This is a genomic window from Pseudomonas sp. S37, from assembly GCF_016658545.1.
In the GTDB taxonomy this organism is placed as follows: Bacteria; Pseudomonadota; Gammaproteobacteria; order Pseudomonadales; family Pseudomonadaceae; genus Aquipseudomonas.
Window position 1 is genome coordinate 1 of record NZ_JACVZC010000152.1, and the last position, 12,839, is coordinate 12,839.

The 12,839-nt window shown below is 63.3% G+C and carries 9 protein-coding genes and 1 pseudogene; 7 read left to right on the forward strand and 3 right to left on the reverse strand.

Annotated features, from left to right (window positions below; genetic code table 11):
* Positions 1-836 (forward strand): DUF1853 family protein (locus IAE39_RS27100; protein ID WP_201207562.1); only part of this gene is annotated, 836 nt, incomplete at its 5' end.
* 264 nt (positions 837-1,100) lie between these two features.
* The gene (locus IAE39_RS27105) at positions 1,101-1,646 is read left to right on the forward strand and encodes a cytochrome b (RefSeq protein ID WP_201207563.1); all 546 of its coding nucleotides are present in this window, start codon (positions 1,101-1,103) and stop codon (positions 1,644-1,646) included.
* On the opposite strand, the gene IAE39_RS27110 is transcribed toward IAE39_RS27105, so the two are convergent.
* Together IAE39_RS27110 and IAE39_RS27115 are read right to left on the reverse strand one after the other, a co-directional pair.
* The gene (locus IAE39_RS27110; protein ID WP_201207564.1) at positions 1,637-2,527 is read right to left on the reverse strand and encodes a 1-aminocyclopropane-1-carboxylate deaminase/D-cysteine desulfhydrase; all 891 of its coding nucleotides are present in this window, start codon (positions 2,525-2,527) and stop codon (positions 1,637-1,639) included. The genes IAE39_RS27105 and IAE39_RS27110 overlap by 10 nt on opposite strands.
* Before the next feature lie 154 nt (positions 2,528-2,681).
* Positions 2,682-4,718 (reverse strand): NADPH-dependent 2,4-dienoyl-CoA reductase, encoded by a 2,037-nt coding sequence (locus IAE39_RS27115; RefSeq protein ID WP_201207565.1) that lies wholly within the window; start codon positions 4,716-4,718, stop codon positions 2,682-2,684.
* A gap of 252 nt (positions 4,719-4,970) precedes the next feature.
* Here IAE39_RS27115 and IAE39_RS27120 point away from each other — a divergent pair, with 252 nt between their 5' ends.
* From IAE39_RS27120 to IAE39_RS27130, 3 genes are all read left to right on the forward strand, one after another.
* Positions 4,971-7,208, forward strand: coding sequence for a TonB-dependent siderophore receptor (locus IAE39_RS27120; RefSeq protein WP_201207566.1), 2,238 nt, complete (start codon positions 4,971-4,973; stop codon positions 7,206-7,208).
* A gap of 115 nt (positions 7,209-7,323) precedes the next feature.
* Positions 7,324-8,442: a nitrilase-related carbon-nitrogen hydrolase gene (locus IAE39_RS27125; RefSeq protein WP_201207567.1), complete on the forward strand. Its 1,119-nt coding sequence runs from the start codon at positions 7,324-7,326 to the stop codon at positions 8,440-8,442.
* A gap of 4 nt (positions 8,443-8,446) precedes the next feature.
* Complete coding sequence (locus IAE39_RS27130) at positions 8,447-9,487, forward strand: AraC family transcriptional regulator (RefSeq protein WP_201207568.1); 1,041 nt, start codon at positions 8,447-8,449, stop codon at positions 9,485-9,487.
* A 538-nt stretch (positions 9,488-10,025) separates the two neighbouring features.
* Here IAE39_RS27130 and IAE39_RS27135 read toward each other — a convergent pair.
* Positions 10,026-10,289: a DUF3077 domain-containing protein gene (locus IAE39_RS27135; RefSeq protein ID WP_201207569.1), complete on the reverse strand. Its 264-nt coding sequence runs from the start codon at positions 10,287-10,289 to the stop codon at positions 10,026-10,028.
* An 897-nt stretch (positions 10,290-11,186) separates the two neighbouring features.
* Between IAE39_RS27135 and IAE39_RS27140 the strand changes: the two are divergent.
* Both IAE39_RS27140 and IAE39_RS27145 read left to right on the forward strand, forming a co-directional pair.
* Positions 11,187-11,441, forward strand: a pseudogene (locus IAE39_RS27140) (MFS transporter); the annotation flags it as partial.
* 7 nt (positions 11,442-11,448) lie between these two features.
* Positions 11,449-12,702: an arsenic transporter gene (locus IAE39_RS27145; RefSeq protein WP_201207570.1), complete on the forward strand. Its 1,254-nt coding sequence runs from the start codon at positions 11,449-11,451 to the stop codon at positions 12,700-12,702.
* The last annotated feature ends 137 nt before the right edge of the window (positions 12,703-12,839 follow it).

Sequence of the window (12,839 nt, forward strand, 5' to 3'; positions counted from 1 at the left end):
GCGCCCCACCCTGCCCCCAGCGCCACCCGCTGGCAGGTAGCCTATGGGCGCAGCAACCGCAACGCCTGGAACAGTGGTTGCGGGTGCTGGATGACGATGACCGCCCGTTGCGCGAATGGCTGGCCAAGCTGGGCAGCCGGCGCCTGGGGCATTACTACGAACGCCTGTGGCAATTCGCCCTGGGCCAGGCACCGGGCATCGAATTGCTGGCAGCCAACCTGGCCATTCGCGAGGGTGGGCATACCTTGGGCGAGCTGGATGTGCTGCTGCGTGACGGCGAGGGTGTGCACCACCTGGAACTGGCGATCAAACTGTACCTGGGCCCGCAAAGCGCCGGGCACGACCCGGCTGCCTGGCTGGGGCCGGGTTGCCATGACCGGCTGGGCAGCAAGCTGGCGCACCTGGCGGGGCACCAGTTGCCCATGTCGAAGGGGGCGCACAGCCGCGAGGCGCTCGCCCGGCTAGGGGTGGAACAGGTGCAGGCGCATATGTGGCTGGGGGGTTATCTGTTTTATCCGTGGCCTGGGCATGCCGAGGCACCGCAAGGCGCCAATCTGCAGCATTTACGTGGGCGCTGGGTACGGCGGCGGGATTGGGTCATGGCTGAGGGTGAGCGTTGGCAGCCGCTGCAGCGGCATGCCTGGCTGGCGCCGGCGCGGGTCGAGGCAGGTGAGTGTTGGGCTGCAGAGCAGTTTGCGGCGTGGCTGCATGTGCTGGAGCGGGAGGCGCCGGCGCAGTTGCTGGTGAGGTTGGAGCAGGAGGCTGATGGCGCCTGGCAGGAGGTGGAGCGGGTGTTTCTGGTGGCTGACAGTTGGCCTTTTTTACCCGAAGGGTGATGCCGCCTGTGCCGGCCTCTTCGCGGGTAAACCCGCTCCTACAGGTACTGCACAAGGTCAGAATACTGTGCAGTACCTGTGGGAGCGGGTTTACCCGCGAAGGGGCCGGCACAGGCAACACAATTTTCACCGACCCGGCGCAAAGATCTTGTTTGTACGACGCGATACCGTGACATGCGCCAAGGTGTTCGCGCGGGCGGCGCTCGATCTCGCAAGCACCAAAACTATAAAGACATACAACCGACCTGATGACGAGGACCGATCATGGTTTCATCCACCCCCGCGACTCATTACGCGCGCCTGTCCGTCGCCCTGCACTGGCTGATGCTGGTGCTGCTGGCCGCTGTCTACGCCCTTATCGAGCTGCGTGGCCTGTTCCCCAAGGACAGCGCCGAACGCAACCTGATGAAAGACCTGCACTTCATGCTCGGGCTCAGCGTGTTCGTGCTGGTGTGGCTACGCCTGGCCGTGCGCCTGAGCCGCCCGACCCCGCCCATCGTGCCCAAGCCGCCAGCCTGGCAAACCGGTCTCGCGCACCTGATGCACCTGGCGCTGTACCTGCTGATGATCGGCATGCCGCTGGCCGGCTGGCTGATCCTCAGCGCTGCCGACAAACCGGTGCCGTTCTTCGGCCTGGAGCTGCCGCACCTGATCGGCCCGAACCCGGACCAGGCCAAGTTCATCAAGGGCTGGCATGAGCGCATCGGCAGCTGGGGCTACTGGCTGATCGGCCTGCACGCGCTGGCCGGGCTTTACCACCACTATGTGCAGCGCGACAACACGCTGCTGCGCATGCTGCCCTACAAGTAACCGCGCCGGCCTTGCAGGCCACCGGTGTGCACGAAAATCAGGCGGCTGCCGGGCGCGAACAGCCCCGCAGCCACCTGATCACGCAGCGCCAGCAAGGCCTTGCCGGTGTAAAGGGCTTCGAGCGGCACGCCCGTGTGCTGCTCGCAGTCGGCGATGAACGCCAGCAACGCACCATCGAACTTGCCGAAACCGCCACGGCAGGCGTCGTGCAGTTGGTAGCCGTGCGCGCCAGCCAGTGATGCTACCGCCTGCGGCACGCCATGGTCCCGGGGCACCGCCAAAGCGCCATGCACGGCATGTGCGCCCGCCTCGGCCAGGACCAAGCCGGCCAGGGTAGTCCCCGTTCCGGCGGCCAGCCACCAGGCGTCGTAGTCCGCCCAGCCCAGTGCAGCGATTTGTGCGCGGGCCTGCTGCATGATCAGCGCGCAACCTTGCGCACCGGCCAATCCGCCGCCGCCTTCGGGTATGCAGTGCCAGCCGGGGTAGCGTGCCCGCCAGGGTTCCCAGAAGCCGGGTTCGTTACGTGCGCGGTAGCCGCCATAACCCAGCCAGTGCAGTTCCATGCCCAGCGCCTGCAGGTCACGCACGGTGGGTGTGTCATGTGGGTGGCCGCGTAACAGGCCGGCAGTGGCGAAGCCGAAGCGCTTGCCGGCGGCGGCCAGTGCGTGCAGGTGGTTGGAGTGGTTACCGCCGAGGCTGACCAGGCCTGGGGCGTTGCGGGTGGCGGCCTGGTGCAGGTGATGGCGCAGCTTGAACCACTTGTTGCCGCTGATCAGGGGGTCGATCAGGTCCAGGCGCAGAATGGCGGCATGGACCTGGGCTTGTTGCAGCCAGGGCAAGCTCAGGGGTTGCAGGGGGGCTTGGGGGAGATCTAGTTGCATGCTGCGAGTTTACCTGTGAAATCGTGGGGGCGCTGTGCGCCCCTTTCGCGACACAAGGCCGCTCCTACAGAGACCGCGTAAGCCTTGGCTATTGCGCTGTTCCCTGTAGGAGCGGCCTTGTGTCGCGATGGGCCGCACAGCGGCCCCGGCAATCTCAGAGCTCAGCCGCCAGTCTCGACCCTTGGTTGATAGCCCGCTTGGCATCCAGCTCCGCCGCCACATCCGCGCCACCAATCAAATGCACCGACTGCCCAGCCGCCACCAGCCCGTCCTGCAGCTCGCGCAGCGGGTCTTGCCCGGCGCAGATCACCACGTTGTCCACCGCCAGCACCTGCGGCTCGCCCTCACCCACGCGAATATGCAGGCCGGCATCGTCGATACCCAGGTACTCGACACTGTTCAGCATCTGCACCCGCTTGTTCTTCAACCCGGTGCGGTGAATCCAGCCGGTGGTCTTGCCCAACCCGTCACCCACCTTGGACGTTTTGCGCTGCAACAGGTAAACCTGGCGCGCCGGGGCATGCGGCGCAGGCTTGATCCCCGCCACGCCACCGCGCGCCTCAAGCTCGGTGTCGATACCCCACTCATTCCAGAACGCCTCGCGATCCTGGCTGGTGGCCACCCCTTCATGCACCAGGTACTCGGAGACGTCAAAACCGATGCCACCCGCGCCAATCACCGCCACCGCCTTGCCCACCGGTTTGCGTTCAAGCAACACGTCCAGGTAACTGAGCACCTTGGCATGCTCGACACCAGGAATGGCTGGCGTGCGCGGGGCAATGCCGGTAGCCAGGATGATGTCGTCGTAGCCGCCCTCCACCAGTGCCTGCACATTCACGCGAGTATTCAGGCGCAGGTCAACGCCGGTGCTTTGCACCTTGTTGCGGAAGTAACGCAAGGTTTCGAAGAACTCTTCCTTGCCCGGCACCCGCTTGGCGACATTGAACTGCCCGCCAATCTCGCTGGCAGCATCGAACAGGGTCACGGTATGGCCGCGCTCTGCGGCAACGGTGGCAGCAGCCAGGCCGGCCGGGCCGGCGCCGACCACGGCAATGCGTTTTACCGCGCGCACAGGCAGGTAGTTGAGCTCGGTCTCATGGCAGGCACGCGGGTTGACCAGGCAACTGGTCAGCTTGCCGCCAAAGGTGTGGTCCAGGCAGGCCTGGTTACAACCGATGCAGGTGTTGATTTCATCCGCGCGACCGGCCGCGGCCTTGTTGACGAAGTCCGGGTCGGCAAGAAACGGCCGGGCCATCGAGACCATGTCGGCATCCCCTTCGGCCAGCACCGCTTCGGCCACTTCCGGAGTATTGATGCGGTTGGTGGTGATCAGCGGAATGCTCACCACGCCCCGCAACTTGGCAGTGACCTTGCTGAACGCCGCGCGCGGCACCTTGGTGGCAATGGTCGGGATACGCGCCTCGTGCCAGCCGATGCCGGTGTTGATCAGGGTGGCGCCGGCCTGCTCGATGGCCTTGGCCAGCAGCTCGATTTCGTCCCAGCTGCTGCCCCCCTCGACCAGGTCGAGCATCGACAGGCGGAAGATGATGATGAAGTTCGGCCCCACCGCGCCACGTACCCGGCTGACGATTTCCACCGCCAGGCGCATGCGGTTCTCATAACTGCCGCCCCAGCGGTCGGTGCGGTGGTTGGTGTGGGCCGCAAGGAACTGGTTGATGAAGTAGCCTTCCGACCCCATGACCTCGACGCCGTCGTAACCGGCGCGCTGGGCCAGCACCGCGCAATTGACGAAGTCGGCGATCTGCTTCTCGATGCCCGCCTCGTCCAGCTCCTTGGGCTTGAACGGGTTGATCGGCGCCTGGATCGCGCTGGGTGCCACCTGCCGTGGGCTGTAGGCATAGCGCCCGGCATGCAGGATCTGCAGGCAGACCTTGCCACCCGCGGCGTGCACCGCTTCGGTAACGATCCGGTGCTTGTTGGCCTCTTCCTCGGTGCTGAGCTTGGCCGCGCCGGAATACACCCCGCCTTCATCGTTCGGCGCAATACCGCCGGTGACCATCAGGCCGACGCCGCCCCGGGCACGCTCCGCAAAGTACGCGGCCATGCGCTCGAAGCCACCGGGGCGCTCTTCGAGGCCGGTATGCATCGAGCCCATCAGGGTACGGTTACGCAACGTGGTGAAGCCCAGGTCCAGCGGGGCGAGCAGGTGCGGGTAACGGTCGGCGGCCATGGAAAGGTCCCCAGGTGGCGTGATCACGGGATGCGGGTGCCTCACTGGGCCCCGTCGTCTGTCTGCCAGCGAGATTAAACAGCCGTTTGAATGCCAACAATGATCGAAACTGACAGCTTGATGACCGGTTATAACAATCAACCCCACCGATTTGTCATGAATTGTAAAAATATTTTCATGAGCGTATTGAAAATGTAAATCGTTTGTAAATAATTCGCATCCGACAATAAATATCAATTGGATGCTGTTTTCATGGTCAGAACCCGCCTCACCCGGTTGTCTCCCCTGTCGCTGCACCTGTGCCTCGGCGTCGCCGCAGCACTGCCCACCGTCGCCCTGCGCGCCGAAACGCTGGACCTGACGACACAGGAGGCTGCCAAGGAAGGCGGCAAGCACGTTTCACCTGCACTGGAACTGACCGCCACCAACGTGGAAAGCCAATGGCTGGGCGCCAGCACGGAAAACACGGGCAGTTACGCGCCAGGTACCACAACAATGGGCGGCAAGGGCCCACAGAAGCTGCGAGAAATCCCGCAGTCGGTCACTGTCATCACTGATCAGCGCCTGCAGGACCAGCAATTGCGCAACATGGATCAAGTGATGAACCAGATGACCGGCGTTACCCGCAAGGAGGCATGGGCAAAGAACACCTATGTGTCACGCGGCTTCGAGATCAACGATGTACGCTACGAAGGCGGTGCCACGTCGAGCATGCTCGACAGCAGCCGCTACGAAGACCTTGCCCAGTTCGACAGCGTCGGCCTGCTGCGGGGTGCCGACGGTTTGTATGGCGCAGGTGAGCCGGGTGGCGTCATCAATTTCAGCTACAAGCGCCCGTTGGCGCAGCCACAGGTCAAGACCCTGACGTCGGCCGGCAGCTGGGACAACTACCGCGGCGAATTCGATGTCACCGGCCCGCTGGCAATGGACGGGCGCCTGCGCGGTCGCTATGTAGGCGTACTGGAAGACAAGCACAACTTCGTTGACTACGACCACAAGAAACGCAACCTCAACTATGTATCGTTCGAGTTCGATGCCAGCGACGATATGCTGCTGTTCTTCGGCGCCAGCCACCAGCGTGACGACCTCAATGGCGTACGCAATACCTTGGGCCGCTTCTCCGATGGCAGTGACCTGGGCCTGCCACGCAGCACCAACCTGACCACGCCCTGGAGCTGGAACGATATCGAGAACACCACGGTGTTCGCCCGCCTCGACCAGCAACTGAGCGACAACTGGAAAGCCGTGGCCAACGTACGCCACAACATCAACCGCAATGCACAGAACGTGGTGGAGCTGGAAAACCCCATCGACCCGGCCACCGGCACCGGCGGCTCGTGGTGGAACAACCAGCATGATTTCAAAACCACCAACACCACCCTGGACCTGAACCTGCAAGGTTCGTTCGACGCCTTTGGCCACATGCACGACCTGACTGTCGGGGTGGACGGCAGCAAACTCAAGAGCCGTGGTGGCAGCTACTGGAACTTCCTCTACGACGACCTGATTTTCTCGCCGACCCTGCCAGGCCGCTTCCCTGCCGCAGAAAACTTCCCGGATACCAGCACCGATGTGCGCAAAGCGGGCGCCTACACCTCGCTGCGTATACGCCCGGTGGATGACCTGTCGCTGATCATCGGTGGCCGCTACACCCTCATGGAAGACACCGAGTACGTGGGTGCCGGCGGCGAGAAGCTCAGCTCGATCGATGAAGACCGCCAGTTCGTGCCTTACTACGGCATCGTCTACGACCTCAGCCAAACCACCAGCCTGTATGCCAGCCACGCCGAAATCTACAAATCGCAGGCGACCAAGCTTCAAGGCCCACCGCCGGGCAGCAAAGCCCTGGAGCCCTTGACCGGCACCAACTACGAGGTGGGCATCAAGCAGGAACTGGCTGACGGCAGGCTGCTGGCCAGCTTCGCCTTGTACCGTATAGAAAAGAAGGGCGAAGGCCAGACCGACCCCAACTACCCTCGACAGTGGGGCGCCGTTACCTCATGTTGCTACGTCGGCAATGGCTACCAACTGAGCCAAGGCTTCGAAATCGAGTTGAATGGCGAAGTGCTGCCGGGGCTGCAGGTGGCGTTGGGCTATACCTACAACGCCAACGAGAACAAACGTGAAGGTGACGCCCGCTTCAGCACGCACACACCACGCCACCTGTTCAAACTGTGGACCGACTATCGCTTCCAGCGTATGCCGGCACTCAGCCTGGGTGCCGGTGTGATCGCCCAAAGCGAACACAGCGAGTCGGGCACCGTAGTGCCCTTGGGCGGTAGCGAATCGCTGGACTACTCGTTCGTCGAGAGCGGCTACGCCATCTATTCGGCCCGTGCTGCGTATGACCTGGACGAACACTGGACGCTGGCCCTGAACGCCAACAACCTGTTCGACAAAACCTACTACAGCACGGTGTCGTCGACCGGCTATGGCAACCTGTATGGTGAGCCACGCAGCTTCCTGGTCAGCCTGAGCGGCAAGTTCTGAAGCCGCAACCGGGGCCAAAGCTGGCCCCGGTCCGCCAAATCGCACAATTGACCTTCCGCTGTGCGCCCGTTTGCTCGTACCCTTGTCACAGTTCCAACTGAATAGACAGGGTTCAATGCGAAAATTGTTTGCTGGCGCTCTGGCGCTGGTTTTCCTTGCGGCCCTTTGCGGCTACGGTTTCTGGACCCAACAGCGCCCGGAAGGCCATTACCTGTCCGACCTGCGTATCGAACTGGCGCTGAACCATGGTGTGCCTGGCGAACATGGCAACCTGCTCGGTGTCGAGCCGCTGCTGTACCCGGGCGACTACCAGAACCTGCAACGCCTGCACCGCAAGCTTGCCGCCTACCTGGAGCAGGCGCGCGCCCAAGGGCTGGTGAGCCCGCGCACGGTGGTGGTGCTGCCGGAGCACATCGGCACCTGGCTGTGGGCGCGCGGCGAAAAGAACGAGCTGTACCAGGTCACCCAGAGCCGCGAGGCCCAGCAATGGCTGGAGCTGAGCAACCCGCTGCGTTACGGCCTGGCCATGCTCGGTGCCGACAGCGACGACCGGCGCGCCGATGCGCACCTGCGCATGAAGGCCGAGCAGATGGCTGCAGACTACCAGCAGCTGTTCGGTGGCCTGGCCAAGGAATTTGGCGTCACCCTGGTGGCCGGTTCGATCGTGCTGCCCGCCCCGTATGTGAAACAAGGCGTGCTGCATGCTGGCCGCGGCCCACTGTTCAACAGCAGCGTGGTGTTTGCCGGTGACGGCTCGCTGTTGGGCCAGCCGCAGCGCCAGCAGTACCCCGACAGCGAAATGCGCCGCTATGTCCACGATGGCCGTCAGTACCCGCTGCAAGTGGTGCAAACCCCGGCCGGGCGCCTGGGGGTGCTGGTGGGCAGTGACAGCTGGTACCCGGAAAACCACCAGCAACTGGCGCAGCAGTCGGTACAGCTGATCGCCAACCCGGTGTTCCTCAGCGGCAAGGGCAGCTGGCAAGGACCGTGGCGCGGAAACCGCCATCAGCACGCCAGCGCCGGGCTGGCCTTGCAGCGTGGCGAGGTCAGTGAACAGACGGCCTGGCAACGCTTGACCGCGGCGGCCGGGGCCAGCGTCAGCAGCATGAGCGTGTTCATGCGCGGGCAGTTCTGGGAGCAAGGCAGCGATGGCCAAGGGTTCGCCCACCAGGCGGGTGAATTGCTCGCCGGCCCTCCCAGCCCTGGCGCCCGCTTGCTGAACCTGTGGCTGTAGGCCCATGGCCCGTCCCCGCGTACGCCTGGGCGACCTGTCGGTTGGCTTTGTCCAGCCACTGAGCGAAGCCCTGGCTGAACTGGGGCATGCACCAGAACCGCTGTTGCACCGCTATGGCCTGGATGCGGCGCGCCTGAGCGAAGCGGGCGCGCGCCTGTCGATCCCCCGCTACATGCACTTGGGCAACGCCGCCATCGAAATGAGCGGTGAGCCCGCGCTGGGCCTGCACATGGGGCGCCTGAGCCGCCTGGCACATGCCGGCCTGGCCGGGGTCACCGCGGCCCAGGCCCCCACCCTGGGCGAGGCAGCGCACACCCTGCTGCGTTTCGAGCCGCTGTATGCGGCCAATTACCGTGGCCACTCCAGCTTTCATGAAGATGCCCAGGGTGCCTGGTTGCGGTTCTACTCCATCAGCCCCTACAACGCCTACAACCGCTTTGTGGTGGACTCACTGCTTGCCGGCTGGCTGGCGCAATTGGCCGACCTTGCCGGCGTCCCCGTGCAGGCCGAGCGCCTGGACATCGAATTTGCCGCGCCCGCCTACGCTGCGCAGTACCAGCCGCTGTGCAACACGCCAGTGCAGTTCGCCGCCGAAGGCAACCAGCTACGCCTGAGCCGCGCCACCTTGCAATTGGCCAACCCCAGGCATTGCCCGAGCACCTGGCAGCACCTGTTGCAGCTGTGCGAAGCCGAGATGCTGCAGCGAACACGGGTGCGCAGCCTGGGTGAGCGCATCACTCACCTGCTTGGCCCGCTGCTCAATGGCGGCCGGGAACCGGACCTGGAAGAAGTGGCATTGCACCTGCAACTGCCCACCTGGACACTGCGGCGCAAACTGGCCGAGGAAGGCACGCGTTTTCGCGACCTGCTCAATGAAACAAGGCGCGACCTGGCCGAGACCTACATCCGCGATACAGAGTTGGCGTTCGGCGAGATTGCCTATTTGTTGGGGTTTGCTTCGGCTGAGGCCTTCCAGCGCGCATTCAAACGCTGGACGGGCCTTACGCCGGGGGAGTTCCGCCGCAGCCAGCGACGGGTGGGTTAAAGCTCGGTGGCATCGTCGGCCGGTTCCGGGGTGTCCAGTTCGTAAGCCTGGGTTTCGAGCAGTTCTTCCTGATAGTCGTCCATGCACTGCGTCCTCTTTCTCGTTTTGTCTTCGTAGGTGTCGCCTTCAAGCTAAGCAGGTGGCATGAAGGAATGATGACAGGCGTATGAGTGGTAAACGTAGCAGGGGTTCAGGAAGTTATCACCGGGCGTCTGTTACAAGGGATGTGTTCAGCATGCGCCGGCCTCTTCGCGGGTGAACCCGCTCCCACAGGCTGTGTGCAAGTCTTGATGTTTGTGGTGACTCTGTGGGAGCGGGTTTACCCGCGAAGGGGCCAGTAAATCCAACCTCAGTGCCGGCTGATTTAGATGTCCAAAGCCAGCGACAATGGATGAAGTTGGGGCTGGCAGGTGCCTGCCTTTAGTGTGATGTCGCCTATGAGATCGAGCGCCGCCCGCGCGGCGCTCGATCTAACAGGCGCTGCAAACCTGTCGGCGTACACCTGGCGGCCATCACGCGAACAGCGACCACACCAACCTCAACGCGACATACCTGACTCGGCATCACCCATCAACGCCTTGGCCATTGCACTGAGGTAGTGGGCAGCCCAGATCATCATCGGTTTCTCATCCATCAGGCCGACAATGGTCAGTTCGCGTACGTAGCCCATCAATTCAGATGCCTGATCACGGGCGTCCCGGCACGGAATGCCTGCTTCGATGCGGAACAGGGGGTGGGTCTGGTTTTCACCTTGGAAGAAGGTGGTTTTGCCGACAGTGAATTGGGTGTCTTCTGTGCTCATTGATCTTTCTCCCGAATCATTTCGAGTGCCTGCCCTGGCCTCTTCGCGGGTGAACCCGCTCCCACAGGTTGTGTGCAAGCCTTGATGTTTGTGGGGATTCTGTAGGAGCGGGTTTACCCGCGAAGAGGCCGGTAAATCCAACCTCACTGCCGGCTCATCTTGATCTCCAAAGCCAGCGACAATGGATGAAAGTGCTTATTGGAAGCAAAATCGAAATGAGGGGGTGGATCAGGGACTGTCATTTTCATATCAATCACTCGTAGGGTTACTGATTGACTGCTTCTCCGATTCCACACGAAGGGGTGGCAGTTGTACGCGGTGTGGAATCCAGGCTACGAGTAAACCCGGTAGGCTTGTGACCTTCCGCGCACAACTGCCATGACGACAGCTACTCGGTAATTGATCGGGATTCCACGCCCGGACGCTGAATGGCAGCGACCAGCAAAGGCTAATGACTCAGGATTCCAGTAACAATCAGACGGGTGTCGACAGGACTTGTAGGGTATTTCCTCAGGTTGGGAATCGCCATACATCGGTTGTAGGGGATATCTGAAATGCCTGTCAGGGTGTTTGGCTGTCGCGGCAGTTGGGGCTGGCAGATGCCTGCCTTTAGTGTGATGTTGCCTATGAGATCGAGCGCCGCCCGCGCGGCGCTTCGCGGCTAAAGCCGCTCCTACATTTGTTTCGGGCCAACTATTCCTGTGACTTTGGCGCGCGCACCTTGGGTGCATGGCTTGAGATTGATGGGCCGGCTGAAACGCCGACGGTGAACCACGCTCCCCGACACTTTTCGAGACTGCACCCTTGGCCAACCCAAAATCCCCGGCCGCCTCCGACCGCGCCCTCGACTGGCTGAACTTCATTCTGGCTGACGTGCGTGACGGCCTTGGCCACTACCTTGCCATCAAGGACTTGACCGAAGGCACCGGCCGCGTCAATGTCAGCCTCGGCGCGCTGACATCGTTGTTCGGGCTGGGCGCCGCGCTCAGCCCTGGTATCGCCGGGGTTGTGGTGCAGGCGGCTGGCTACGATGCTGCGTTCCTGACCCTGGCCGGCATTGCCGCAGCCGCCTTTGTACTCGTATTACTGGCGCTGCCCGAGACTCACCCGCGCACTACCCCCTTGCCGCTCACCACGCCTGCCGGAAACTGAACACCTCATGCCCCTAAGCGAAAGCGCATCGATTATCTGGGCGGTAGCCGCCCTGGCCACCTGCGGCGTCATCCTGCGCCCCTGGCGAATCCCGGAGTATGTCTGGGCCATGGGTGGCGCGGTGCTGCTCGTCGGCCTTGGCCTGATCACGCCACGCAGCGCATTGGCCGCAGTCGCCGAGGGAGGCGACGTCTACCTGTTCCTGATCGGCATGATGGTGCTGGCCGAACTCGCCCGCCAGGAGGGGTTGTTCGACTGGCTGGCACGCTATGCCGTTCAGCACGCCCGGGGCTCCGGGCAACGTCTGTTTGACCTGGTGTTCCTGGTGGGCACGCTGGTCACGGTATTCTTGTCCAACGACGCCACGGCCGTGGTACTGACACCGGCGGTGTACGCCGCGTGCAAGGCTGCCAAGGCCGAGCCCCTGCCCTATTTGTTCATCTGCGCCTTCATCGCCAATGCCGCCAGTTTCGTGCTGCCAATTTCCAACCCCGCCAACCTGGTGGTGTACGGCAGCCAGATGCCGCCACTGCTGGACTGGTTGAGGCAGTTCAGCCTGCCGTCGCTGGCAGCAATCACCTTGACCTATCTGGTGCTGCGGTTGACCCAGCGCCAGCAGATCCGGCAACCGCTGGCCTTGAGCATCAACAGCCAGCCGCTGACCACGGGCGCGCGCTTGTGTGCAGTGGGCATCGTGCTCACCGGCGCCTTGCTGCTGAGCGCCTCGGCGCTAGACCTGGCACTGGGCCTGCCGACCTTCTGTGCCGGCGTGGCCACCACGGCGCTGGTCCACCTGCGCCAGCGGCGCAGCCCAATGCCCGTGCTGCGCCACGTGGCGTGGGGCGTGCTGCCACTGGTAGCCGGTTTGTTCATACTGGTCGAAGCAGTGGCCCAGACCGGGGTGATCCTGCGCCTCGCCCAAGCGCTGGCCCGCCTGGCTGCAGAGGCACCGGTCAAAGCCAGTTGGCTGGGCGGCGTGGGCGTGGCCATTGCCAGCAACCTGATGAACAACTTGCCGACCGGGCTGATAGCCGGGTCCATCGGTTCGCTGGTGGCGCTGCCGCAGCAGACCACGGCAGCGTTGCTGATCGGCGTCGACCTGGGGCCGAACCTGTCGATTACCGGGTCGCTGGCTACCTTGTTGTGGCTGGTGGCGATCCGGCGCGAAGGCGAACACGTCAGCGCCTGGCGCTTCCTTTGCCTCGGCATGCTGGTGATGCCTCCTGCATTGACGGCAGCGCTGCTGATGCTGTGGGTGTGAAGTAGCCGGGACCGCTCACCGCGCCTCAAACCCGAATCGGCCGTGCTTTTGCTCCTGCCCCTGCCCCTGCTGTAGCTGTAGCTGTTGCTCTGGCTTTTGATCTTGATCTTGATCTTGATCTTGATCTTGATCTTGAT

Excerpts from the sequence above, each read along its gene's own strand:
- IAE39_RS27105 (WP_201207563.1), top strand. The coding sequence starts at position 1,101 with ATGGTTTCATCCACCCCCGCGACTCATTACGCGCGCCTGTCCGTCGCC.
- IAE39_RS27110 (WP_201207564.1), bottom strand. The coding sequence starts at position 2,527 with ATGCAACTAGATCTCCCCCAAGCCCCCCTGCAACCCCTGAGCTTGCCC.
- IAE39_RS27115 (WP_201207565.1), bottom strand. The coding sequence starts at position 4,718 with ATGGCCGCCGACCGTTACCCGCACCTGCTCGCCCCGCTGGACCTGGGC.
- IAE39_RS27120 (WP_201207566.1), top strand. The coding sequence starts at position 4,971 with ATGGTCAGAACCCGCCTCACCCGGTTGTCTCCCCTGTCGCTGCACCTG.
- IAE39_RS27125 (WP_201207567.1), top strand. The coding sequence starts at position 7,324 with ATGCGAAAATTGTTTGCTGGCGCTCTGGCGCTGGTTTTCCTTGCGGCC.
- IAE39_RS27130 (WP_201207568.1), top strand. The coding sequence starts at position 8,447 with ATGGCCCGTCCCCGCGTACGCCTGGGCGACCTGTCGGTTGGCTTTGTC.
- IAE39_RS27135 (WP_201207569.1), bottom strand. The coding sequence starts at position 10,289 with ATGAGCACAGAAGACACCCAATTCACTGTCGGCAAAACCACCTTCTTC.
- IAE39_RS27145 (WP_201207570.1), top strand. The coding sequence starts at position 11,449 with ATGCCCCTAAGCGAAAGCGCATCGATTATCTGGGCGGTAGCCGCCCTG.